This window comes from Mesorhizobium sp. B2-7-2 (assembly GCF_006440775.1).
GTDB lineage: Bacteria > Pseudomonadota > Alphaproteobacteria > Rhizobiales > Rhizobiaceae > Mesorhizobium.
The window spans coordinates 277,876-301,552 of the sequence record NZ_VFTZ01000003.1 but is presented as its reverse complement, the minus strand read 5'-3'; the positions used below and the strand labels follow the sequence as shown (position 1 = coordinate 301,552).

The following is a 23,677-nucleotide window of genomic DNA, read 5'->3' as shown; positions in this document are numbered from 1 at the left end:
GAACCCGTGACCGACATCCAGCGCTTCGACTTCGACACCCGCGTTCATCACGGCGTCATCCACAACGGCACGCTTTACCTGACCGGCCAAGTCGCCAAACCGGGTCAATCCGCGTCCGACCAGATGCGCGAGGTGCTCGGCAAGATCGATGCCTTGCTCGCCACGGCCGGCACCGACAAGACCCGCATCCTTCACGTGCAAATGTGGCTGGACGACATGCGCGATTTCGACGAGGTCAACACGGTCTGGGATGCCTGGATGCCGAAGGAGCACGCGCCGGCCCGCTCCTCCGGCGAGGGCCGCATGGCCAAGCCCGGCATGCTGGTCGAGCTGATTGTGACAGCCGCGGTTTGAATGGTCTTGCCGGTTCGGGCATCATCCCGAATCTGAACTTGAACGGAAGGACCTCAATGACGAAACGCAAGCCGCTTTCCACCCTGGTGGCGGAGAGCTTGGCCGAAAAGATCCGCTCCGGTCAGTTGCAGCCCGGCGCGCAGCTGCCGACCGAGGCGGAGCTTTGCGCCGAATACGATGTCAGCCGCACCGTCGTGCGCGAAGCGGTGGCGCGACTGCGCTCCGAAGGCATGGTGGTGCCGCAGCAGGGCCGCGGCATGTTCGTCAGCGAGACGCCGACCCCGCGCAATTTCTCGATCCCGGAGGAGGCGCTCAGGACCCTGCCGGAAACCATAGCCTTGCTTGAACTCAGACTGAGCGTCGAGGTGGAATCCGCCGGGCTCTGCGCGGAACGCCGCACCGACAAGGAAGCAAGCAGCATCCGCGCCATGATGGATGACATCGACGCGCAGCAGGCCGATCCCGCCGCGGTCCAGATCCACTACGATTACGACTTCCACCTCGCGATCGCCAAGGCGGCGCGCAACGAATTCATCCACGGCTTCCTTGCCTATCTCGGGCCGATGATCGTGCCGAGATTCCAGCTCGGTTATGTCGTCGAGCCTGCCCTCAAGGACAGCTACTACGCGCGCATCCACAGCGAGCACAAAGCCATCGTCGATGCCATCGAAAGGCAGGACGGAGGCAAAGCCAGACAGGCTATGCGCAAGCATCTGCAGAACAGTTTGGGACGTGTGCGCGCGCTTGCCAAAGCCTCGGGCATCGAGGCAACCGAGGCCGAGCAGAAGGCTGCGGCGGCCTCGCTTTTCACCAAACTGAAAAAGCCTTTGCCGACCGCCGGGTAGGTTCGCCGACTGCGAGGTCGCTCGCCTCTGTCGCCGCGCAGGCGGCCGGTTGTTTACGAAAGCCATGTTTTTTCTCAGCTGGCGATCGGAAATCCGCCTTCGCGGGTTGAGGACATTGTTTTCCTTGGGATAGCAGCGTTTGTCGCCGCATAGGCACGCCGGAATATTCCAGCCGCCGAAAGGCGTTCGAAAGTTTATCTTTCCTTTTTGCTGCTTTTCTTGGTTTCGCGGCATCGGCCCAGGCCGCAAACTGAAATCCAAGCAATCGGGGAAGCCCAGGTGACGACAGCCTTCATAACAGGAGCGACGAGCGGCATAGGGCGGGCGATGGCAATTGCGCTGAGCGACGCCGGCTACGACGTCTATGCCGTCGGCCGCAGCCAGGCCGCGCTCAAGGAGCTCCAGGCCGAGCGTCCGGGCATCGTGCCGATCGCCGTCGACGTCACCGACCGCGAGGCGCTGGAGGCGGTGCTGGCCGATCTCACTGTCGACGTCTTGATCAACAATGCCGGCATCATGCCGCCGCTCGGCAATTTCGCCGATATGAACATCGCCGACATCGACACCACGCTCGAGGTGAACCTCAGCGCCGCGATCCTGCTCACCCGCCTCGTTGTGCCGCAGATGCGCGAGCGGCAGTCGGGCCACATCTTGTTCACCGGTTCCGTCGCCGGCCACACGGCATTCTCCAACATCGCCGTCTACGCGGCCACTAAGGCGGCGATTTCAGGCTTTGCCGGCGCGCTGCGCGCCGACCTCTCTGCGTCCGGCATACGCGTCACCGAGATCGTCGCCGGTCGTGTCGAGACGCAGCTCTATGAAGACATCCTCGACGCCAAGGCGCGCGAGGCCATGTACGCCAGCAAAGTGGTGCAGCCGGATGACGTGGCCAAGATGGTGACCGCGGTTCTCGCGCTCCCCGCATGGGCCGACGTTACCCGTTTTGACATCATGCCAACCTGGCCAACCTCGCCGAGCGGCACCAAGTAAGGGAAACAGGATGAAAGACCTTTCCGTTCTGATCGTTGGCGGCGGCGCAGGCCTCGGCGCTCTTCTCGCCCGCATGGCCGTGGAGGCCGGAGCGACAAAGATCGGTATCATCGACATCAACCAGGAAGCAGCGCAGAGCGCGCTCGATCCGGCAAAGGCCAAGAGCCTGCCGACCGCAGCGGCGACTTGCGACATCCAGGTCGGCCCGCAGTGCCATGCCGCTTTCGACGCCATCGTTTCGAAGCTCGGGCGCATCGACACGCTGATCAATTGCGCCGCCATCTATCCGCGCCGTCCGCTGCTCGAAATCACCGACGCCGACTGGGACGCCTCCAACGGCATCAACATCAAGGGCACCTATCACATGATGGTGGCCGCGGTTCGCCACATGCAGGCGCAAGAGCCGAAGAACCATGTGCGCGGGCGGATTGTGAACCTCACCTCGGTCGATGCCTTCAAGGCGCATCCGCAGAACGCCCATTATGCAGCGACGAAGGCAGCCGTCGTCAGCCTGACGCGCTCCTTTGCCCATCACGTCGCCAAGGACGGCGTCCTGGTGAATTCCGTCGCACCCGCCGGCATGGCCACGGAGAAGGCAAAGGCGCTCGGTTTCCTCGAGGAGCTGGCTAAGGCAAGCCCTCTCGGCCGCGGCGCCGAGCCGACGGAAATCGCCGAGTGGGTACTCATGACCGGCGGACCCAAGAATACCTACATGACCGGCGAAAACGTCATTGTCTCAGGTGGTTACATCTACGCCTGAACCAATTTCATCAGCCCGGCCCGGCTGACATTCAGCAGTGCATGATCGACGGAGTCTCGAACGAAAGGAGGCGGAATTCCCATGACCGGCAAGCTTCGCCTCCCATCGCTCAATGCGCTGCGCGTTTTCCACGCCGTCGCGCAGCACAAGAGTTTTAGGCAGGCAGCCGACGAATTGCTGGTCACGCCGCAAGCGGTCGGGCAGCAGATCAAGCTTCTCGAAGACACGCTTCAGGTGACGCTCTTCGAACGCAAAGGCCGGTCGATCGAATTGACCGAGTCGGCGATCCTTCTGTCGCATTACGTCAAGGCAGGCTTTGACGAGTTTTCCGAAGGCGTTCGCCGCGTCACCAAATCGAATTATCGGGACCGCATCAACCTCAATGCGAGCCCCTACTTCGCCACCCATTATCTGCTGCCGCGACTTTCGCTGTTTCGCGAGATCCTGCCGGTCGCGGATCTTCGCCTGACGACGATGGTCGACCTGCCAGATTTCGGACGCGACGACATCGATATGACAGTGCAGTGGGGTTACGGCAACTGGCCGGACTACGAGACGACGCTCTTGGTGCCGGATCCGAAGATCATTTGCTGCACGCCGGCGATTGGCGAAAAGATCAAGTCGGCGCACGATCTGACGAAGTTCACGCTGCTCGACACCGTCAAGTCGAAGCGCCTGTGGCCGGATATTCTGCGGCACCTTGGAGTCGAGCTGACGGATGGAGACCGCAGCATCAGCTTCGATGATGCCGCGACCATGCGTCGGGCGACCCTGCAAGGCATCGGCGTCGGCCTGGTTTCCGTGATCGATGCCGAGGAAGATTTCCGCTCCGGCGCGCTGGTGGCGCCGATCGGCCGCGACGCCATTGCCGATATGAAGCCGGAGGAAGTGCCGGGTTTCTACCTCGTCGTCCCGCGCGGGCATCTGCGCGTGAAGGCGGTGGCGGCGCTCCATCGATGGCTGGCCCAGGAGGATTGGCGGAGCGATCTGAAACTCTCCTTGCCGAAACCGACTCCGCTTTCCGACTGAGAGGCGGCTTCGAGACCGAGTCCCGAAGACATCTTGCGGGGCTCCAACAACAAGAAACGGAACAACCTCAACAGTGGAGACAACAACTATGAAAATGATCAAATGGGGGGCCGCCGCCATGGCCCTGGGCCTCGTGCATCTGGCGGCGCCGGCTGAAGCCGCCGGCGGCAAGACGCTGGAGACCATCAAGGCGCGCGGCGTGCTCAACTGCACCGGCCATGACGGCTCCTATCTCGGCTTCGCCGAAGTGGACGACAAAGGCAACTGGAAGGGCATGGACATCGACCTCTGCAAGGCGGTGGCGACCGCCGTGTTCGACGATCCGGCGAAACTGAAGATCGTTCCGATCAGCTGGGCGCAGCGCTGGCCATCGCTTCAGTCGGGCGATGTCGACATCATCATCAAGGCCTCGGGCGGCACGCTCAGCCGCGACACCGAGCTCGGCCTGCAATTCTCGATGTCCTACTACCTCGGCACCACCAAGGTGATGGCGCATAAAGAGCTCAACCTGAAATCGCTCAAGGATGCCAATGGCGGCACGATCTGCATTCCCGCCGGCACCTCGCAGGAACAGCAGGTCGCCGCCTACGCCCAGAAGCTCGGCATCAAGCTCGAGCCGGTGCTGATCGAAAAGACGGAAGAGTTGGAGCAGGCCTACTTCTCCGGCCGTTGCGATCTTTATGCTCAGTGGGGCCCGACATTGGCCATCGCCCGCATCGCCAAGAGCAAGGTCGAAGACCATGTCATCCTGCCCGACGTGCTCGCGGTAGAGCCGGAAGTCATGATCATGCGCCAGGGCGACGACAATTGGATCGATATCGCCAACTGGACGCTGAGCACACTGATCTTCGCCGAGCAGGAAGGCATCACCTCCAAGAACGTCGACGAGATCAAGGCCAAGCCGACCTCGCCGCAGGTGGCGAAGTTCCTTGGCGTGACGCCCGGCATGGGCAAGGGCCTCGGACTCTCGGACGATTGGGCCTACAACGTGATCAAGAAGGTCGGCAATTACGGCGAGATCTTCGATCGCGACCTAGGCAAGGACTCGCCCTACAAGATGGATCGCGAGCTAACCAACCTCTGGAACAATGGCGGCGTCCTATTCCCGCTGGTGATCGACTGATCCACGTCTGACGGTGTTACCGCTCAAGGCTCCCGCCTGGCTTCGGCCGGGCGGAGCCGGCGGCAATTCGAGAAGGATTGGTCAAATGGTCAGCCTGCTGAGAAATCAGAAGGTCCGCAACACGCTGTTGCAGGTCGTCTATGTCGGTTCGCTTGCGGCCCTGGTGCTCGCAGGCATCATCATCGCGCGGCGGAATCTCGCGGAGCAGGGGATCACCTCGGGATTCGATTTCCTCTACAAGTCGACGGGCTGGGACGTGAACTTCTCGTTGCTGCCGGCCACGGCCAACGATCCCTATTGGTGGTTCTTCCTCATCGGCATCATCAACACGCTGTTCCTGGGCTGCACCGGGCTGATCCTGGCAACGCTCGTCGGGACGATCGTCGGCCTGGCGCGGACCTCGGCCAACGAACTGGCGCAATTGCTCGGCCGCACCTATGTCGACATCTTCCGCAACATCCCGCTGATCCTCCAGGTCTTCTTCTGGTACGCTTTGATCACGCACCTGCCGACGCCGCGCGCGGCGCACGAAGCCTGGGGCCTTCTGCTGACCAGCCGCGGCCTCTACGTGCCGGCGCCGAATGTCGGCGGGGTGGCAATGGCGCTGGCCACATCGGCCGTGATCGCCGCCATCGCGCTGCCGGTCTGGCTGGGCAGGACGTCACGGCTCAGCCAGCCGTTCGGCCAGCGTGCCACCATTCAGCTTGCCGGCGCTGCTGCGGCGCTGGCCTGCGCGGCCATCATTTTGGTGGTAGGACGCCTGCCTGACGCACCGCTGCTCGATTTCCCGGCCCTGCAAGGCCTCAACCTGAGGGGCGGCCTGCGCGTTCCGCCGGAATTCTCCGCCTTGGCTATCGCGATCGCCATCTATGGCGGCTCCTACATCGCAGAAATCGTGCGCGGCGGCTTCAAATCTGTCGGCAAGGGCCAGATGGAAGCTGCACGCTCGCTCGGTTTGAGCCCATGGCGCGTCTTCACGCTGGTGCGTCTGCCGCTGGCGTTGCGGGCCATGCTGCCGATCCTTGCCAACCAGTATGTCTGGCTGATGAAGGCCACGACCATGGGCATTGCCGTCGGCTTCACCGACTTCTTCATGATCGTGGCGTTGACCATCAATCATTCCGGCCAGACCCTGGAAGTGATCGGCATCCTGATGGGAGGCTTCCTCGCCATCAATCTCAGCCTCGCCGCCGTCTTCAACCGCATCAACAAGGCCATTGCCCTCAAGGGCAATCAACTGAGGGGATGACAGAGATGGAGATGGTCATTGTCGCCCCCCCTGCTCCGGGCAGGCTCGAAGACCTGAAGCGCCGCTTCTTCGCGACGCCGCTCCAGGCGCTGCTGTCGCTGATCTCCTTGGCGATCATGGTCTCTACCGTCTGGAAACTGCTCAACTGGGCAGTCTTTTCTGCCGTGTTCACGACCAGCGGTGGACCCGAGGCGTGCCAGGCGGCGGCGGGGGCCTGCTGGTCGGTCATCGCTGCCCGGTGGCGGATCATCCTGTTCGGCCTCTATCCCTTCGAGGAGCAATGGCGCTCCGCGCTCGCCTGCCTGACCGTGGTGGTGATGACGGTGCTGAGCTGTATCCCGGCCTTCTGGACCGGACGCCGGATCGCGCTGGTGTGGGGAGCAGGAGCAGCGTCGTACTACGTGCTGATGAAAGGCGGCGTGCTCGGCCTTTCCTATGTCGGCGAGGAGGCCTGGGGCGGGCTGGCGCTCACCCTCTTCATCTTCGTGACCACCTGTCTGATCGGCTTCCCGCTGGCGGTCTGCCTGGCGCTGCTGCGCCGCTCCGAGCTGCCATGGATATCCAGGACCACCGGTCTCATCATCGACGGGGTCCGGTCGTTGCCGCTGATCTCGATCCTGTTCACCTTCGCCATCGTCCTGCCATTCGCCTTGCCGCAGTGGTTGGCGGGCGACAAGCTCTACCGGGTGATCCTGGGTTCCGCCTTGTTCTTCTCCGCCTATCAGGCCGAGATCGTCAGAGGCGGCATGCAGGGCGTCCCGGCCGGGCAGGAAGAAGCCGCCATGGCGCTCGGCATGAGCTACTGGCAGCGCATCGGCCGCATCCTTCTGCCGCAGGCCATGCGCAACGCGCTGCCGGCCACGATCAACCAGTTCGTCATCTCGTTCAAGGAGACCTCGCTGGTGGTCATCGTCGGCTTCTTCGAGATCCTGGCCTCCGGCAACGCCGCCTATGGCACCGGCGAATGGCGCTTCGCCTATGTCGAGGTCTATGCCTTCATTGCCTTCATCTATTTCGTCTTCGTCTTCAGCCTGTCCCGCTACGGCGCCTTCCTCGAGCGCCGCATGGCGGTTGGCGAACGTTAGGGAGGCGCACGTGATCTCAAGCAATTCGACCAAGGCGGGCGGACCTGCCGTCCGCATCGAAAACCTCGACAAATACTACGGGACATTTCACGCCTTGCGGAAAGTGAACTTGTCTGTCGAGCGTGGCGAGAGGATCGTCATCTGCGGTCCCTCGGGCTCCGGCAAATCCACCATGATCCGCTGCATCAACCGCCTCGAGCAGCACAATGGCGGCCGCATCACCGTGCTCGGCACCGAGCTCAACGACGATATCGGCAACATCGACGGGATCAGGCGCGAGGTCGGCATGGTGTTCCAGCACTTCAACCTGTTTCCGCACATGACGGTGCTGGAGAACTGCATGATCGCGCCGACGCTGGTGCGCAACCAGCCGCGCGCCGAGGCTGAGGCAACTGCCCGGCGCTATCTGGAAAAGGTCCGCATCCCCGAGCAGGCTATGAAGTTTCCCGGCCAACTGTCCGGCGGCCAGCAGCAGCGGGTCGCGATCGCGCGGGCGCTTTGCATGCAGCCGCAGATCATGCTGTTCGACGAGCCGACCTCGGCGCTCGATCCGGAAATGATCTCGGAGGTGCTGGACGTCATGGTCACGCTTGCCTCCGACGGCATGACGATGATTTGCGTCACGCACGAGATGGGTTTCGCGCGCCGGGTCGCCGACCGGGTGATCTTCATGGATGGCGGCGAGATCGTCGAACAGGCGCCGCCGGAGGAATTCTTCACCGCTTCGCAAAACGAGCGTACACGGCAGTTCTTGTCGCAGGTGCTGGGTCATTGAACGGCATTTGGGAAGATTGCAACGTTCTGAAAGCAGCCACGCACCTTCTGGTTTTCAATGACTGATCCCGCAACCACGTTGCACGAGATTCTGGGACCGAAAGGCTGGCTTTCGGGCAGCGATGCCGAGCCTTACCAGCGCGACTGGCTCGATCGCTATGGCATCGCGCCTTTGGGCGTCGCCAGGCCCGCCACGACCACTGAAGTGGCCGCGGTCGTCACCGCATGCCGGGAGGGAGGGCTGGCGGTGGTGCCGCAAGGCGGCAACACCGGTCTTTGCGGTGGTGCCGTGGCCGAGCAGTCGAATGCCGTGATCGTCTCGCTCTCACGCATGGCGGCGATCGGCAAACCGGATCCGGAGAGCGGATCGATCATCGTCGAGGCCGGCGTCGTGCTCGCCGCGCTGCACGAGTCGCTGGAGCCGCACGGGCTGATGTTCCCGATGCATCTCGGCGCCGAGGGCAGCGCCAGGATCGGCGGCCTGATCGGCACCAATGCCGGCGGCAGCCAGGCTTTTCGCTACGGCATGATGCAGGATCTGGTTCTCGGCCTCGAAGTCGTGACCCCGGATGGTGCGGTGTGGGACGGTCTGCGCGCGGTGCAGAAGGACAATGCGGGCTATCAATTGCGCAGGCTTTACTGCGGCGCGGAAGGAACGCTCGGCATCGTGACGCGCGCGATCCTGCGGCTATACCCAACGCCCCGGCAGCAGGCGAGCGCTCTTCTGGTCATGCCCGACTTTGCCGCCGCCGTTTCGTTCGGCGCCTTCCTGCGCGGCGAGGCGGGCGAATTCCTGACCGGCCTCGAGTTTTTCTGCGATCCCGGGTTGCAACTGGCGCTCAAGCATCTGCCCGATCTCGCCTGGCAGCTGGATAGGCGTGGCGACGTCTATCTGCTCGTTGAGCTGGCATCGGGCTCGCCCCGCGTTCCGCTGGACGACATCCTGACTTCCGCGCTGGAACGGGGCGTGGATCAAGGCCTTGTCCTGGACGGCGCGCTGGCGACATCGGGCGTGCACCGAGCGCAGTTCTGGCGTCTGCGCGAGGAGCAACCGGAAGGGCAAAGGCTGGAAGGCCCGCAACTGAAGCACGACATCTCGGTTCCACCGGGTGCCATCGCCCGGTTCATCGAGACGGGTGCTGCGATCTGCGATGATATTCTTTCCGGCGTGCGCATCAATCCGTTCGGCCATCTCGGCGACGGCAACATCCACTATAATTTGTCGCCGCCGGAAGGCCGCGCCGATTTCGACGGCAAAGCCGAGCAGTTCGCGCAGGCGCTGTCATTGCTTGCCACGAAGATGGGGGGCAGCTTTGCCGCCGAACATGGGCTTGGCCGCGCCAAGATCGCCATGGCCGACCTCAATAGAAGCCGGGTGGAGCGTGACTTGATGTCTCGGTTGAAGGACGCGTTCGATCCGCGGGGCACGATGAACCCCGATGTTCTGGTGCGCCCGCCACAACAAAGAAAAACTTTCGAATAGTCCGCATTTCTTGATTTCGCGTTGGTCCCCCAGAGTGCAGGTATGAATCTGAGAAGGCAGGCTCGATCCGGCCGCCGGTTTCAAGAGGATGTTGCAGCATGATCCGCAATGGCGGCCGCCTTCTTGTCGAGTGCCTGATTGCGCTCGGCGCGACCAAGTGCTTCGGCGTGCCCGGCGAAAGCTATCTCGCCGTTCTCGACGCGCTGCACGATACCAAGGGCAAGCTGGACTATGTGCTTTGCCGCAATGAAGGCGGCGCGGCGTTCATGGCCTCGGCCTACGGCAAGCTGACGGGATCGCCCGGCATCTGCTTAGTGACCCGCGGCCCGGGCGTGACCAATGCCAGCATCGGCATCCACACCGCGATGCAAGATAGTTCGCCGATGATCCTCTTCGTCGGCCAGGTCGGCACCGATATGAAGGGCCGCGAGGCCTTCCAGGAGATCGACTACCGCGCCGTCTACGGCACCGTTGCCAAATGGGCGGTCGAGATCGACGACGTTGAGCGCCTGCCTGAAATCTTGGCGCGCGCCTGGACCACCGCCTTGATCGGCCGGCCCGGCCCCGTCGTCGTCGCGCTGCCCGAAGACATGCTGACGACCGCGACCGAGGCCGCGCCGCTCAGCGGCCCTGCTTCGATTTTCGAAGCCGCTCCGTCGCAGGATGCCCTTTCGTCGGCGCTTGAGATGCTGGCTGCGGCCGAGAGGCCGGTGCTGCTGATAGGCGGGGCCAACTGGACGGCAAATGGACGCGCCGCGCTCCAGGCCTTCGCCGAGGCTTCCGATATCCCCGTCATTGCCGCCTTCCGCTACCAGGACCAGTTCGACAACCATTCGCCAGTCTTCGTTGGCGAAGCCGGCGTCGGCATGGTGGCGCATGTGAAAAGTCTGATCCGCGATGCCGACGTGATCCTGGCTGTCAATGTGCGTTTCGGCGAGATGACAACGGACGGATATACATTGCTCTCCGTGCCCGTGCCACGCCAGAAGCTGATCCATGTCCACGGCTCCGACCGCGAGATCGGCAAGATCTACGTGCCCACCATCGGCATCCACGCCGGCCCGAACGCCTTCGCCATGGCGCTGACACCGGTCAAGGGCGGCTGGGCCGACTGGCGCGCGGCGGCCCGCAAGGCCTATGAGGGGACCTTCACCGCGCCCGTGCAGCCCGGTCCGGTCGACATGGTCGCGGTGAGCGCTTGGTTGCGCGAGACCTTGCCGGCCGACGTCATCCTCACCAACGGCGCCGGCAATTTCACGGTATGGCCGAACAAGTTCTTCAAGTTCGGGCCGGACGCGCGGCTGCTTGCCCCGCAATCCGGCGCCATGGGCTATGGCCTGCCTGCAGCCATCGCCGCGAAAGTCGCGTTTCCGCAGCGCACCGTCGTATGCTTTGCCGGCGATGGTGACTTTCAGATGAACTGCCAGGAGCTCGGCACGGCTATGCAGGCCGGCGCGCAGCCGATCGTGCTCATCATCAACAACGGCATATACGGCACGATCCGCGCGCATCAGGAACGCAACTATCCGGCCCGCGTCTCCGGCACCTCGCTGGAAAACCCGGACTTCGTGGCACTGGCAAGGGCCTATGGTTTTCACGCCGAGCGCGTCGAAAGCACTGGGCATTTCGCGGCGGCGTTCCGGCGGGCCCAGCAGTCTGCGACCGGCGCCGTTCTCGACATCGCCATCTCGCCCGAAGCGCTCACGCCCCGGCAGACCCTTTCCCAGATGCGCGACGCAGCACTCGCTTCGCAGAAGGCCACGGCATGACCTCCAGATCAGACGACATCCGCCTCGGCGCGGACATCGGTGGCACCTTCACCGACATCGCCCTCGATGTCAGGGGAACGATGTTTTCGACCAAGGTGCTGACCAATTACTCGGCGCCCGAGCAGGCGATCCTCGACGGCATCGACGTCGTCGTCCGCGATGCCGGAATTTCGGCAGCCGAGATAGGTATCATCATCCACGGCACGACGCTCGCCACCAATGCGCTGATCGAGCGGCGCGGCGCCAGGACCGCACTGGTCACGACGGAAGGTTTTCGCGACGTGATCGAGATGCGGACGGAGAACCGCTTTGAGCAGTATGACTTGAACCTGCAACTGCCGACGCCCCTGATCCCGCGCGAGGACCGTTTCACGGTCAAGGGCCGCATCGGCGCCGAGGGGCAAGAGCTGCAGCCGCTCGACGAGGCGGCGCTCGAAGGGATCGCCGATCGGATCGCTGCCAGCAATTTCGGCTCGGTGGCGATCGGCTTCATCCACGCTTACGCCAACCCCGACCACGAGCGCCGCGCTCGCGAGATCCTCGCTCGCAAGCTCACCATCCCGATCTCGATCAGCGCCGAGGTCTCGCCGCAGATGCGCGAATTCGAGCGCTTCAACACGGTCTGCGCCAACGCCTATGTGCGGCCGCAGATGGCCGACTACCTCTCTCGCCTGCAGACGCGCCTCAAGAACATGGGCGCCGAGTGCCCGGTCTTCATGATCCATTCCGGCGGCGGCCTGATCTCGGTGGAAACCGCTTCTGAATTCCCTGTCCGGCTGGTCGAGTCCGGTCCCGCGGGCGGCGCCATTTTTGCCGCCGACATCGCTCGACGCTTCGGCCTGGAGAAGGTCGTCTCCTATGACATGGGCGGAACCACCGCCAAGATCTGCCTGATCGAGGATTTTGCGCCGCGCACGGCGCGGACCTTCGAGGTGGCCCGCACCTATCGCTTCTCCAAGGGCTCGGGCATGCCGATCTCCATTCCGGTGATCGAGATGATCGAGATCGGCGCCGGCGGCGGCTCGATCGCCTGGGTTGACGCCATGGGCCGCATCCAGACCGGGCCGGAAAGCGCCGGCTCGGAGCCGGGTCCGGCCTGCTATGGCCGCGGCGGTAAGCGCCCGGCGATCACCGACGCCGACTTGGTGCTTGGCAAGCTCGATCCCGACAATTTCGCCGGCGGCGCGATCAGGCTCGACACATCTGCGTCCGAGCAGGCGCTCCTGCGCGATGTCGGCGAGCGCCTGTCGCTCAATGCCATGTCGACGGCCTTTGGCATCTGCGAGGTCGTGGACGAGAACATGGCCAATGCCGCCCGCGTCCATGCCGTCGAAAACGGCAAGAACATTTCAGACAATCTGATGATCGCGTTTGGCGGCGCAGCGCCTCTGCATGCGGCAAGGCTTTGCGAAAAGCTCGGCATCGACCAATGCATCGTGCCGCGCGGCGCCGGTGTCGGATCGGCGATCGGCTTCCTCAAGGCTCCCTTCGGCTACGAAGCTCTGGCCTCGAAGCTGACGCGCCTCTCGCGCTTCAAGTCAAGGGAAGTGAATGCCCTGCTCGCCGATCTCAAAGCCTCAGCCGAGGGGTTTGTGCGCACCGGCGCCAGCGGCAGGATCGTCTGCGAGATCACCGCCTTCATGCGCTATGCCGGTCAGGGCTGGGAAATCCCCGTGCCGCTGGCGGACGAGCCGTTCGGCGACGATGCCGTCGCCAAGCTCAAGGACCTGTTCGAGGAGAACTACCAGCGCTTCTTCGGCCGGGCCATCGAAGGGCTCGACGGCCTCGAGATCGAGATCGTCACCTGGTCGGTCAAGGCGACGGATGTTCGTCCCGCCGTCGTCAGGCACGAGCTCACCACCGGCAAGAAATCGAGTGAACCGACAACGACGCGCGAAGTCTTCGACCCGGTCAGCGGCGCGTCGCGCAGCTACGGCATCGTCGAGCGAGACACGCTCTGCGCCGGCGACTGGGTCGCGGGGCCTGCCGTCATCGTCGAGCGCGAGACATCGACTGTTGTCACCACCAGCTTCGACGCCGTCATCCAGAGCGACGGCGCGATCCTCCTGATCCGCAAAGGCAGCCAGGCATGAGCGACATTGGCGAAATCCGCATGCAGGTCATGTGGAACCGGTTGATCTCGGTGGTCGAGGAGCAGGCGCTCACGCTTTTGCGCACCGCCTTCTCGACCTCGGTGCGCGAATCCGGCGACCTGTCGGCCGGCGTGTTCGATCCGCGCGGCCAGATGCTGGCGCAGGCGGTGACCGGCACGCCCGGCCACGTCAACACTATGGCCGAAGCCGTGCTGCATTTCATGAACGAGATCCCGCGCCAGAACATGTTCGAGGGTGACACCTATGTCACCAACGACCCCTGGCTGGGCACAGGCCACCTACACGACATCACCATGGTCTCGCCGTCCTTCCTCAATGGCAAGCTCGTCGCCTTCTTCGCCTGCACGGCGCACGTCGTCGATGTCGGCGGCCGCGGCTTCGGCGCCGACGGCAAGTCGGTCTATGAGGAAGGCATCCAGATCCCGATCATGAAGTTTGCCGAGAAGGGCAAGGTCAACCTCGACTTGGTCCGCATCCTGCGCGCCAATGTCCGCGAGCCCAACCAGGTCGTCGGCGATTTCTATTCGCTTGCAGCCTGCAACGAGGTCGGCCATCGCCGCCTCGTCGACATGATGAAGGAGATCGGCCTCACCTCCCTCGACGGACTCGGCGACTTCATCTTCTCGCGCACCCGCGACGCGATGCTCGAGCGCATCGAGGCGCTACCGAAGGGAAGCTGGTCGAACCAGCTGGTGACCGACGGTTATGACGAGCCGGTCAAGCTCGCAGCCACGGTCTCGGTCCGCGACGACCATGTCGAGGTCGATTTCACCGGCACAGATCCGATGAGCCGCTGGGGCATCAACTGCCCGATCATCTACAGCAAGGCCTATGCCTGCTATGCGCTGAAATGCATGGTGGCGCCCGACATTCCCAACAATGCCGCCTCGCTCGCCTTCTTCACCGTATCCTCACCGGTCAACATCCTGAACGCGGTGCGGCCGGCGCCGGTGGCGCTCAGGCATATTTTCGGCCACATGGTTCCCGATCTGGTGCTCGGCGCCTTCTCGAAGGCGTTACCCGGAAAAATCCTTGCGGAAGGCGCCGGCGCACTCTGGAACATCCATATTTCGGCGCGCCCTGTTTCCGGCACATCCGGTCGCCGCGCCGAAGTGCTTATGTTCAATTCCGGCGGCATGGGCGCCCGCCCCGAGCTCGACGGCTTGTCGGCGACGGCCTTTCCGTCCGGCGTGCACACGATGCCGATCGAAGCGACGGAACATACTGGCCCGATCGTCATCTGGCGCAAGGAGCTGCGCCCTAATTCCGGCGGCGACGGCGAATTCCGCGGCGGCCTCGGACAGATCATCGAGATCGCAGCGACCGACGGCCACGAATTCGACTTCTCGGCCATGTTCGACCGCGTCAACCATCCGGCCCACGGCCGCAATGGCGGGAAGTCTGGCGTTGCCGGCGTGGTCAAGCTCGACGACGGCACGAAGATGCGGCCCAAGGGCTGGCAGCATGTGCCGGCGGGACGCCGGCTGATCCTCGAACTGCCAGGCGGCGGCGGCTATGGCGATCCGGCCAAACGCCGTGCGGCCGCGCGAGCCAATGATCGGTCCAAGGGTTACATCACGGAGAACGACTGATGAGCTATATTGCCTCGCGCCTTTCGGTGGTGAAGCCTTCGGCCTCGATGGCCGCTTCGCAGGCCGCCAAGGCGCTACGCGCCAGGGGCGTGGACGTGATCGATCTCGGCCTGGGCGAGCCCGACTTTCCGACACCGCATCACATCGTCGATGCCGCTCATTTCGCCGCCAAGGCCGGCCAGACGCTCTACACAGCCGCTGCCGGCACGGTTGAGGTGCGCGAGGCGGTAGCGGGAAAATTCCGCCGCGAAAACGGGCTGGACTATACGGCCGATGACATCGTCGTTGCCAACGGCGCCAAGCAGATCATCTTCAACGCGCTGATGGCAACGCTGGAGACGGGCGACGAGGCGATCCTGCCGGCGCCCTACTTTGTCTCTTATCCGGAGATGGTGAAGCTGCTCGGCGGCACGCCGGTCGTCGTCGAATGCCCGGAGACCACCGGTTTCCGGCTGACGCCAGCGCTCTTGGAAAAGGCAATCACGCCGAGGACGAAATGGCTCTTCCTCAACATGCCGGGTAATCCATCCGGCGCGGTCTATTCCGGGTCCGATCTCGCGGCACTGGGCGCGGTGCTGGCCAAGTATCCGCAAGTGCTCGTCCTCTCCGACGATATCTACGAGCACATCCTGTTCGACGGGCGCAAATTCGTCTCCTTCGGCAAGGCCTGCCCCGAGATCAGAGACCGCACGCTGATCGTCAACGGCGTGTCGAAGTCCTACGCGATGACCGGTTGGCGTGTCGGCTACGCCGCCGGCCCTACGCCACTCGTCAAGGCGATGTCGACGATCCAGAGCCAGTCCTGCACGTCCGTTTGTTCGATCGCGCAAGCAGCCACTGTCGCCGCGCTCAATGGCCCGCAGGATGAGGTCGCGCGCTTCCGGCAGGCCTTCGAGGCGCGCCGCGATCTGGTGGTCGACGGGATATGCAAGATCAACGGGCTGACGCTCTCGCCACCGGAAGGCGCCTTCTATGCCTATATCGGCTGCGCCAGCCTGATCGGCCGCAAGACCCCAAAAGGTATCGTGCTGGAAGATGATACGGCGGTTGCGAATTACCTGCTGAACGAGGGCCGGGTGGCGTCGGTGCCCGGCGTCGCCTACGGACTGTCACCCTATTTCCGCATCTCGACCGCGACCAGCGAAGAGGTGCTGGCCGAGGCGATCTCGCGGATCAATATCGCCGTCGCGCAAGTGGAGTAAACGATGCCGCATTACGAACGTATCCTGATCACCGGCGCCGCCGGCCGGCTCGGATCGGAGCTGCGCAAGGGGCTGGTGCCGCTGGCAAAAAAGATCCGATTGGCGGGGCGCCACTCCTTCGGTGATCTTGCGCCTCACGAGGAAGAAGCGGTCTTCGACCTCGCCGACATGGAAGCGACGATCGCCGCCACCAAGGATTGCGACGCGATCGTGCATTTCGGCGGCGCGCCGCTCGAATGCGAGTGGCAGACCATCCTCGATTCCAGCATCCGCGGCTCCTACCACATCTATGAAGGCGCCCGGAAACATGGCGTGAAGCGCGTCATCTACGCCTCGTCGGTGCATGCCATCGGCTACCACGAGGTCGAGGCGCATATCGGCGTCGACGCGCCGGTGCGTCCCGACAGCCTCTATGGTGTGTCGAAGAATTTCGTCGAAAGCCTCAGCCGGCTGTACTGGGACAAGTTCGGCATCGAGACGGCGTGCCTGCGCATCTTTTCGTCCTTCCCGGAACCGGCGGACCGCCGCATGCTATGGTCGTACCTCTCCTTCGCCGATTGCGTGCGCCTGGTGGAGGCATCGCTGACCGCGCCGCGCGTCGGCCACACCATCTCTTACGGCATTTCCGACAACAAGCTGAAGATGGTCGACAACAGCGGCGCGAACCATCTGGGATTTATCCCACAGGACAGCGCCGAGCCATTCCGCGCCGCCATCGAGGCGAAGACGCCGGTTCCCGATCCGACCAGGCCATCCGTAAGATATCTTGGCGGCTGGTTCTGCGAGCTTGGGCATCCGGACGATACGCCAATATGACGATTCACGACAGCGGGAGTAACATGTGGCTTAATCACGCCAACTGGAATCACACAACGCTTCGCATGCGCGAAATCTCTCAGACTGATGCCAGCATACCTGGCCCGAACCCAAAGCGATTGTCCGTGGACTGAGTATCAGAAGCGCGCCGATTCCGCCGAAACGCGACAACGGTCGCTCAAGTTCAGCACACGCGATGCCTGGCTCGATTCGATTTCCTTGAAATGCGTAAAAACGCTTCGAGGTTCTTCAAACGAAGGGGGTTCGAGTCCATACTGTGGGCAACTATCAAAAAATCCAGCGATAACATGGCTTATGCGGAGGTTTTGGTGGGCCCGGAGGATGTGGAAATGATGTTGATTTCATTGTTCTTTTCATGGGCCAAAACAAGATATCTTCCCATATCGTTCCGTATTGTTCCGGCTACCGCGCGCGTGGGAAATTGACTGTATCAAAGACGCCGTCGCGCCACCGCGCGCACTATCGGGAATAGCAGATCAGGACACCGCGGAATGTGCGCTATTGTTGGATTGCCTTTTCGAGCTCCGGCAGGATGACGAAGAGATTGCCGACAGTGCTCAATTGAGGACGTGCGCCGAACATGCCTATTGGCATGCGCCTCGAAGGCAGCCGTCGGTTCCGTGGATTTGCGTTCTTCAAAAATCGACGACAGGCGTGTCCGGCATCTGCTGCTCGAACAGGGTCCAGAACGGTGAGCCCCGGGTTTCGGAATACCAGTGCTCGAAATCCGCAAGGGCGGCATGAGTGTTGGCGGATTGGTCCCCGCTCGAATCCCGGAACATTGCCAGCGCAACCGGGCCAAAATGCGAGATCACCTCCGAGCACGCCTCGCTGTCTGCATTCCAGCCGAGACGCGTGCGCAAGGCGGCAAAGGCGCTCGCCACGGCGATATCCTCACTTTCCGCCGGGGCTATTGCATCGCCGAGTAGCTGCATCAGGTTAAGCCGCCTGAAGGCGAATGCGCGCTCTTGCTCTAGCGCCGCGATCTGCCTTGCGGCCTCGCGTCTGAAACTCGTCTCCGCAGCTTTGGCGGCTTCGGCCGAAGTTGTCAGTTCGAGCAGAAAGGATGCTGGCATCGCTTCATCTCCTCGGGAGGTCCGATAGATTTTCAGGATCGGACTCTAGAGCAATTCCAGGGAAAGTGTGGCACGGTTTTCCGTCCGGAATTGCGCAAAAACAAAGAGATAGAGTGTTTCGCCGTTTCCGTGAAACGGTGAAACGCTCTAGGAGGATGGCGGAAGAGAGTGGGAGTCGAACCCACCAAGGACCGGCTCGCGGCCCTTCCCGGATTTGAAGTCCGGACGCCCCACCGGGGACGATGCTCCTCCAAAATCTTCTGCCTTTGGCGCTTTGTCATCCTGGTAGCGAAACAGGTCCAGCCGCTGCCCGTTGACGCGCCGCAGGTCACCACGCCGCAAGGTGACGCCATGCCGGTCGAGAAATTCGAGGATGTGAACGGCGACCTTGCGGCCGCTGCCCGCACGATCTCGAAACTGTGCGGCGCTGAACTGCCCGTCATGCTCGGCCGCCAGTTTGCAGACAATCTCGACGATCTCGGCCAACGCCGAGCGAAGGAAGAAGTGATCATGCGCAACCTCATGCACCGTGCCGATCCGTCCAGTAAGCTTCAGAAGCTTGCGGATTTCGGCTTCCGGCCTGGCTAGCTCCTCTGCGATGTCTCGCACTCTTGGGGGATGGAATCGCTCCGAGCCGGCTATCAGCGGCTCGATCTCACGCCAGAGGGCCTCCTCCCTGGGCGCCAGACGGACTTCATGACCCGGAAGCCGTATCCAGGCGCCGTACAGTTCAATCTGCCCGGCGCGGACGAGGCTTCGCATTGCAGCAGCGAAGGCCGGCGCAGGAAGGCAGGGATCAAGCTGAAGTCGCAGCTTTTCCATTCCGATGCCCGGCATATCCGGGTTATCGGCATGGAAAGTTTCCAGGGTTGCGCTCAGGTCGCGCTTGAACCTGGCCCAACGCATCGACGAGACCACGAACTGCGTCTCCCCGACGGGAATCGTGACAAGGCCAAGACGATCGATCAGGCTGGCGATCTCGCCGGCGCCGAGCGTCCGATCGCGTGCGAAGGCTGCGAGGTTCAGATAGCGGGGCGGCGTGTCGAGCAGCGCAGCGACGGCCTTTTCCGGAGCCGCGATGGCGAGTGCTTCGAGCATGGCCAGCCGATCCGGTGAACGGCGTTTCCGGCTCGGGGCCCTGAGGTCGATGAAGCGCCCGCCGCCTATGGTTCGCTGGGCGGAGGTGTCTCGCATCACATAGGCGTCGCCGGCCGCAGCGGCGATCGGGCTCTCCAAAACGATCTGGACCTTGGCCGTGCCGCCCGGCGCTAGAGGCTCGTCGCCGAGGAGCACGATTCTCGCCCCGACCTCGGCCGCGGCGTGATGGAGCCGCACCGGGAACCACTGCCCGATCGGCCTTGGCTCGCGGGGCAGCAGGCGCAACTCGGCGTCGATCCTATCTGCCGGCGCGTGAAGCGCGGGATCGAGTATCACATCTCCGCGGCGGATCGCCTCCTTGCTGACGCCGTCGCCTGTCAGACAGAGCGCGCAGCGGTCTCCGGCTCGGCCGCGCTCCGCCACGCGGTCCTGAGCGTGGATCGAGCGAATGCGCGCGGCAAGCCCTGGCGGGCTTGTCACCACGCTGTCGCCGACATCAACGCAACCTGAGAGGACGGTGCCGGTCGCGACAGTACCGATGCCATTGAGGGTGAAGCAGCGGTCAACCGCCAATCGAAAGCGGCCCGCGGCTGAGCGCCTGGCGAAGCGCGAAGCCTCTTCGGACAGCAGGCGTCGAAGGTCATCGATGCCTTCACCGGTAACGGTGGAGGCCGGGATGACCTCAGCCTCTTCCAAGGCGGTGCCGGCAAGGGCGACGCTGACGTCAGCGGCAATGGCTGCGCGTCGTGTCGGGTCGACCAGATCGCATTTCGAGAGCACGACCAGCCCGCGCCTGACGCCAAGCAGATCGACGATCGCCAGATGTTCACGCGTCTGCGGCATGACGCCGTCGTCGGCCGCCACGACCAACAGCACGAAATCGATGCCGCTGGCGCCGGCGACCATGGTGTGCACGAAGCGCTCATGACCGGGGACGTCTATGAACCCGATGACGGCCCCGCTCGGCGTCGGAAGATAGGCGAAGCCGAGATCGATCGTCATGCCGCGCGCCTTCTCTTCCTGGAGCCGGTCCGTGTCGACGCCGGTCAGTGCTTGCACCAGCGCCGTCTTGCCGTGGTCGACATGCCCCGCCGTGCCGACGATCATGGCGCAGGCTCCTCGAGCGGCAGCGCAGCGCGGCGCTCGGCCTCGGCGATATCGTCCGCGCTCAGCGCGGCGCGCGCCGCGTCCAAGTACCGGGCTGCGAGAGCACTGCCGCCTGCCCGCGCACGCAGCAGCCAGGCATAGGCTTCGACAGCGTCGGCGGGAATGCCGGCCCCGAGATGGCAGGCGGCGCCGAGCATGGCCTGACCGTCCGCGTCGCCGCGCAATGCCGCCTTGCGCCACCAGTGGACCGCTTCTGCAGGATCGCGCGGCACGCCGAGCGCATCGTGATAGAGCATGCCGACGCGGGTCATCGCCGATGCGATCCCTCGCCCGGCGGCGGCCAGCGCCCAGCGCCGCGCCTCGGCAATGTCGGGCTCGATCACCTCGCCCTCGAGCAGCATCCAGCTCAGCATGTCCTGCGCCGGTCCGTCGCCCTGCTCGGCCGCTGCCCGATAGAGCTCGGCCGCGCGGCGGTAGTTCTGCTCGACGCCTTCACCACGGAAACAGAGCGAGGCGAGGTTCCGCTGCCCGACCGGATCGCCGGCTTCGGCGGCGAGCGCCAGCCAGCGGACGGCAAGACTGCGGTCACGCTCGACGCCGAGCCCCTCGGCGAAGCAGGCGCCAATATTGTTTTGGGCGCGAGCCGATCCGGACCGCGCCAGCGGCTCCCAAATGCAGAGAGCTGTGGCATAGTCGCCCCGTCTGGCGGCGTCGAGGGCGGCCGCCAGCTGGTCGGCCACAGGTGTCCGGGTGGGCTTGCGCGGGAGATGATCAAGCCACCGCACCACCATCTCCTCCCAGAGTGAAGTTCGCGAGATTGGCCACAAACCCGGCTTCGTCTTCAAGGCAACGCAGATCAAGCACGAGCGCCCGCTTTTCGACCCGCCCGATCACCGGAACAGGCAGCGCCCGCAACGCGGCTGCAAGAATTTCCAGAGCCTGACCGCTTCCTGAATGGGGGCTGAGGGCAAGCCCGGCGCTCGGCAAGGTATCGAGCGGCATTGCGCCAGATCCGACCTGGCTACGGCACTCCATCACTTGCACTGAAAATTGACGGCCCAACGCATTGGAAAGCAGGGGAGCCAGACGCTGGGCCTGCGCGACAATATCGACGGCGAGGCGCGCGAGCAGCCTCAGAGTCGGCAAACGCTCGGCCAGGCGATCCGGGTTGCGATAGAGCTTCAGCGTCGCCTCCAGCGCGGCCAGCCGGAGCTTGTCGACGCGAAGCGCCCTCTTCATCGGGTTTCGGTTGACCTCGGCAACAAGATCCTTCCTGCCGACGATGAAACCTGCCTGCGGCCCTCCGAGCAGCTTGTCGCCCGAGAAGGTGACGAGATCGGCGCCGTCCGCGATCGCCTCGCCCACGGTCGGCTCGTACCTGAGGCCATATTGGGTGAGATCGATGAGCGTGCCCGAGCCGAGGTCGTGGACGAGAGGCACGCCGCGCTTCCTGGCGATTGCAGAAAGCTCGCGCGCCGGGACCTCCGCCGTGAACCCCTCGATCCGATAGTTGGACGTATGCACCTTGAACACCAGCCCGGTCGCCGAACCGATGGCGGATTGATAGTCCCGGGGATGCGTACGGTTGGTAGTCCCGACCTCAACGAGCTTCGCGCCCGCGCGGACCATGATGTCCGGCATGCGGAAAGCGCCGCCGATCTCGATCAGCTCGCCACGCGACACGATCGCCTCGCGGCCGAGCGAGAGCGTGTTGAGGACGAGCAGGACCGCAGCCGCGTTGTTGTTGACGATGGTCGCGTCCTCCGCCCCCGTGAGCTCGCATATCAGCGTGCGCAGATGATCGTCACGTTCGCCGCGTCTGCCCGTCCCGGTGTCGAATTCGAGCGCCACTGCCTCGTGCATGACAGCGCGCATCGCCTCGGCGGCTTCGCCCGCAATCAGTGCGCGGCCGAGATTGGTGTGCAGCACAGTGCCGGTCAGGTTGAATACCGGGCGCAACGACGGGTGCTCGGCGGTCTTGAGCCGCACAAGCGCGTCGACAGCGAGGTCGCACGGATCAGGCACCGCGGCCCCGTTGCGGCACGCTGCCCGCGCTTCTTCGAGCGCATCGCGGATGGCGCGCGTCGTCGACTGCTGCCCGAAGCGCTCGACCGCCGCCGCCGCGAGTGGCGTCTTCAGCACTCGATCGACTGAAGGGAGATCGCGCAGGCGAGTTGCGGGCAGACCGGACATCGCGCCCTCAGTAGCCGATCAGGAACGGGTTGAACGATCCGCGCCGATAGCCGGTTTCGCGCACGAGCATGTCGAGGCCAAGCGTCGCCACGTCGTCGGCGATCGGGTCGAGATCGGGATCCTTGTGCTGATGCAGGATCTTCACATAGCAGCCGCAGGAATCGCAGGTCTCTGCCTTCACCGTGCCCGGTCCGCCCTCGATCTCCTGGTAGCCGATGCCCTTGGTTGAGCCGCATAACGTGCATTTGATGCGCACATAGTTCCACAACGTGCCGCACAGCGAGCATGCGCAGAAGCGCGACCCATGGGCCCCCTGCCAGCCGACAATGATCGAGGATACAGGCGGGGATCCGCAGGCGGGGCATGCGCCCTCGCCCACTGGCACCAGCGCATGGGCGTCCAGTCGGGCGGCGAGACGGGCGAAGTGAACCTGCAGCGCGGCCGCGACGTAGACGTGCTCGGCGAGCGCCTCCATCGGCATCGCACCGGCGAGCACATTGCGCACCATGCCGACGCGCTTCGCCGGAGTGGCCTGCCTCAAACGGTCCAGCGCATCGGCCGCGGCGCCTGGCTTCTCGATCTCCAACGCCTCGGCGACCAGGCGGTCGAGCGTCTCTGCGGCCATGTCGAGCGCGAGGCTGTTGCGGTCGAGCGGCGGCATTCCAAAACTGCGCGCGCGCTCGCGCGCTGCGGCATCAGGCATCGCTGGCTCCGCCAGGTCCTCCTGGATGCAGTGCTGCACATCGGCGAGAGCTGCAAGAAAGCGAAGATAGGGCCGCAGCTCATGGCCCGCAGCCAGCGCGTTCCACCGCTGCGCGCGACAAGAAAACAGGCTTTCAGGCTCTGGAAGGCGGGCAAAGGGAGGGGCGGAGACCTCGCCTATGGCGGTGGGGTCGGATCCGGCCGGAATGATCTGTCTTGGCATTCGAGCCTCACGAACCGCACGGGTCACGTGGTTGCCTGACCGGCAAAAATCATGTGCAAACACAAAAACTAG

At 63.9% G+C, this 23,677-nt stretch carries 19 protein-coding genes, 1 tRNA gene and 1 pseudogene; 15 read left to right on the top strand and 6 right to left on the bottom strand.

Annotation, left to right across the window (positions count from 1 at the left end; translation table 11 throughout):
* The first annotated feature begins 6 nt into the window (after positions 1-6).
* From FJ425_RS06345 to FJ425_RS06275, 15 genes are all read left to right on the top strand, one after another.
* Entirely contained in the window at positions 7-354 is a 348-nt protein-coding gene (locus FJ425_RS06345) for a RidA family protein (RefSeq protein WP_140630306.1), read from the top strand.
* 56 nt (positions 355-410) lie between these two features.
* Positions 411-1,199 carry a FadR/GntR family transcriptional regulator gene (locus FJ425_RS06340; protein ID WP_181164882.1) on the top strand — a complete coding sequence of 263 codons (789 nt, stop codon included), beginning with the start codon at positions 411-413 and terminating at the stop codon, positions 1,197-1,199.
* Positions 1,200-1,478: 279 nt separating this feature from the next.
* Entirely contained in the window at positions 1,479-2,189 is a 711-nt protein-coding gene (locus FJ425_RS06335; RefSeq protein WP_140722411.1) for an SDR family oxidoreductase, read from the top strand.
* A 10-nt stretch (positions 2,190-2,199) separates the two neighbouring features.
* Complete coding sequence (locus FJ425_RS06330) at positions 2,200-2,949, top strand: SDR family oxidoreductase (protein WP_140630296.1); 750 nt, start codon at positions 2,200-2,202, stop codon at positions 2,947-2,949.
* Between the two features lie 81 nt (positions 2,950-3,030).
* Positions 3,031-3,978 (top strand): LysR substrate-binding domain-containing protein, encoded by a 948-nt coding sequence (locus FJ425_RS06325; protein ID WP_140630293.1) that lies wholly within the window; start codon positions 3,031-3,033, stop codon positions 3,976-3,978.
* A gap of 88 nt (positions 3,979-4,066) precedes the next feature.
* A complete protein-coding gene (locus FJ425_RS06320) occupies positions 4,067-5,101 on the top strand; it encodes an amino acid ABC transporter substrate-binding protein (protein WP_140630290.1) in 1,035 nt (344 codons plus the stop codon).
* A gap of 85 nt (positions 5,102-5,186) precedes the next feature.
* Positions 5,187-6,350, top strand: coding sequence for an ABC transporter permease subunit (locus tag FJ425_RS06315; protein ID WP_140543955.1), 1,164 nt, complete (start codon positions 5,187-5,189; stop codon positions 6,348-6,350).
* A 5-nt stretch (positions 6,351-6,355) separates the two neighbouring features.
* Positions 6,356-7,435, top strand: a complete 1,080-nt coding sequence (locus tag FJ425_RS06310) for an ABC transporter permease subunit (RefSeq protein WP_140630288.1) — start codon at positions 6,356-6,358, stop codon at positions 7,433-7,435.
* Positions 7,436-7,445: 10 nt separating this feature from the next.
* Positions 7,446-8,210, top strand: a complete 765-nt coding sequence (locus FJ425_RS06305; protein ID WP_140630285.1) for an amino acid ABC transporter ATP-binding protein — start codon at positions 7,446-7,448, stop codon at positions 8,208-8,210.
* Positions 8,211-8,267: 57 nt separating this feature from the next.
* Positions 8,268-9,692 carry an FAD-binding oxidoreductase gene (locus tag FJ425_RS06300; protein ID WP_140630280.1) on the top strand — a complete coding sequence of 475 codons (1,425 nt, stop codon included), beginning with the start codon at positions 8,268-8,270 and terminating at the stop codon, positions 9,690-9,692.
* 98 nt (positions 9,693-9,790) lie between these two features.
* Positions 9,791-11,461 carry a thiamine pyrophosphate-binding protein gene (locus tag FJ425_RS06295; protein ID WP_140630277.1) on the top strand — a complete coding sequence of 557 codons (1,671 nt, stop codon included), beginning with the start codon at positions 9,791-9,793 and terminating at the stop codon, positions 11,459-11,461.
* Positions 11,458-13,554: a hydantoinase/oxoprolinase family protein gene (locus tag FJ425_RS06290; protein ID WP_140722408.1), complete on the top strand. Its 2,097-nt coding sequence runs from the start codon at positions 11,458-11,460 to the stop codon at positions 13,552-13,554. Before FJ425_RS06295 ends, FJ425_RS06290 begins: the two co-directional genes overlap by 4 nt.
* Positions 13,551-15,167 carry a hydantoinase B/oxoprolinase family protein gene (locus FJ425_RS06285; protein ID WP_140630270.1) on the top strand — a complete coding sequence of 539 codons (1,617 nt, stop codon included), beginning with the start codon at positions 13,551-13,553 and terminating at the stop codon, positions 15,165-15,167. Before FJ425_RS06290 ends, FJ425_RS06285 begins: the two co-directional genes overlap by 4 nt.
* Positions 15,167-16,369, top strand: coding sequence for a pyridoxal phosphate-dependent aminotransferase (locus FJ425_RS06280; protein ID WP_140722406.1), 1,203 nt, complete (start codon positions 15,167-15,169; stop codon positions 16,367-16,369). The genes FJ425_RS06285 and FJ425_RS06280 overlap by 1 nt, the downstream gene beginning before the upstream one ends.
* 3 nt (positions 16,370-16,372) lie before the next feature.
* Positions 16,373-17,185, top strand: a complete 813-nt coding sequence (locus FJ425_RS06275) for an NAD(P)-dependent oxidoreductase (protein WP_140630267.1) — start codon at positions 16,373-16,375, stop codon at positions 17,183-17,185.
* 656 nt (positions 17,186-17,841) lie between these two features.
* On the opposite strand, the gene FJ425_RS06270 is transcribed toward FJ425_RS06275, so the two are convergent.
* The 6 genes and pseudogenes from FJ425_RS06270 to fdhE all read right to left on the bottom strand — a co-directional run bounded on the left by FJ425_RS06270 (position 17,842) and on the right by fdhE (position 23,605).
* The gene (locus tag FJ425_RS06270; RefSeq protein WP_140630264.1) at positions 17,842-18,282 is read right to left on the bottom strand and encodes a hypothetical protein; all 441 of its coding nucleotides are present in this window, start codon (positions 18,280-18,282) and stop codon (positions 17,842-17,844) included.
* A 156-nt stretch (positions 18,283-18,438) separates the two neighbouring features.
* Positions 18,439-18,534 (bottom strand) — tRNA-Sec (locus FJ425_RS31490).
* A 126-nt stretch (positions 18,535-18,660) separates the two neighbouring features.
* Positions 18,661-20,487 (bottom strand): annotated as a pseudogene (gene selB, locus FJ425_RS06265) (selenocysteine-specific translation elongation factor); the annotation flags it as partial.
* Positions 20,484-21,272, bottom strand: a complete 789-nt coding sequence (locus FJ425_RS06260) for a tetratricopeptide repeat protein (RefSeq protein WP_181175815.1) — start codon at positions 21,270-21,272, stop codon at positions 20,484-20,486. The pseudogene selB and the gene FJ425_RS06260, both read right to left, overlap by 4 nt.
* Positions 21,259-22,680, bottom strand: coding sequence for an L-seryl-tRNA(Sec) selenium transferase (gene selA, locus FJ425_RS06255; RefSeq protein WP_140722397.1), 1,422 nt, complete (start codon positions 22,678-22,680; stop codon positions 21,259-21,261). The genes FJ425_RS06260 and selA overlap by 14 nt, the downstream gene beginning before the upstream one ends.
* Positions 22,681-22,687: 7 nt before the next feature.
* Positions 22,688-23,605, bottom strand: a complete 918-nt coding sequence (fdhE, locus tag FJ425_RS06250) for a formate dehydrogenase accessory protein FdhE (protein WP_140722534.1) — start codon at positions 23,603-23,605, stop codon at positions 22,688-22,690.
* Between the last annotated feature and the right edge of the window lie 72 nt (positions 23,606-23,677).

What these genes read in the sequence shown, in the direction of transcription:
- FJ425_RS06340 (WP_181164882.1), top strand. Translation starts at nt 411, where the DNA reads ATGACGAAACGCAAGCCGCTTTCCACCCTGGTGGCGGAGAGCTTGGCC.
- FJ425_RS06330 (WP_140630296.1), top strand. Translation starts at nt 2,200, where the DNA reads ATGAAAGACCTTTCCGTTCTGATCGTTGGCGGCGGCGCAGGCCTCGGC.
- FJ425_RS06325 (WP_140630293.1), top strand. Translation starts at nt 3,031, where the DNA reads ATGACCGGCAAGCTTCGCCTCCCATCGCTCAATGCGCTGCGCGTTTTC.
- FJ425_RS06320 (WP_140630290.1), top strand. Translation starts at nt 4,067, where the DNA reads ATGAAAATGATCAAATGGGGGGCCGCCGCCATGGCCCTGGGCCTCGTG.
- FJ425_RS06315 (WP_140543955.1), top strand. Translation starts at nt 5,187, where the DNA reads ATGGTCAGCCTGCTGAGAAATCAGAAGGTCCGCAACACGCTGTTGCAG.
- FJ425_RS06310 (WP_140630288.1), top strand. Translation starts at nt 6,356, where the DNA reads ATGGAGATGGTCATTGTCGCCCCCCCTGCTCCGGGCAGGCTCGAAGAC.
- FJ425_RS06300 (WP_140630280.1), top strand. Translation starts at nt 8,268, where the DNA reads ATGACTGATCCCGCAACCACGTTGCACGAGATTCTGGGACCGAAAGGC.
- FJ425_RS06295 (WP_140630277.1), top strand. Translation starts at nt 9,791, where the DNA reads ATGATCCGCAATGGCGGCCGCCTTCTTGTCGAGTGCCTGATTGCGCTC.
- FJ425_RS06290 (WP_140722408.1), top strand. Translation starts at nt 11,458, where the DNA reads ATGACCTCCAGATCAGACGACATCCGCCTCGGCGCGGACATCGGTGGC.
- FJ425_RS06285 (WP_140630270.1), top strand. Translation starts at nt 13,551, where the DNA reads ATGAGCGACATTGGCGAAATCCGCATGCAGGTCATGTGGAACCGGTTG.
- FJ425_RS06280 (WP_140722406.1), top strand. Translation starts at nt 15,167, where the DNA reads ATGAGCTATATTGCCTCGCGCCTTTCGGTGGTGAAGCCTTCGGCCTCG.
- FJ425_RS06275 (WP_140630267.1), top strand. Translation starts at nt 16,373, where the DNA reads ATGCCGCATTACGAACGTATCCTGATCACCGGCGCCGCCGGCCGGCTC.
- FJ425_RS06270 (WP_140630264.1), bottom strand. Translation starts at nt 18,282, where the DNA reads ATGCCAGCATCCTTTCTGCTCGAACTGACAACTTCGGCCGAAGCCGCC.
- selA (WP_140722397.1), bottom strand. Translation starts at nt 22,680, where the DNA reads ATGTCCGGTCTGCCCGCAACTCGCCTGCGCGATCTCCCTTCAGTCGAT.
- fdhE (WP_140722534.1), bottom strand. Translation starts at nt 23,605, where the DNA reads ATGCCAAGACAGATCATTCCGGCCGGATCCGACCCCACCGCCATAGGC.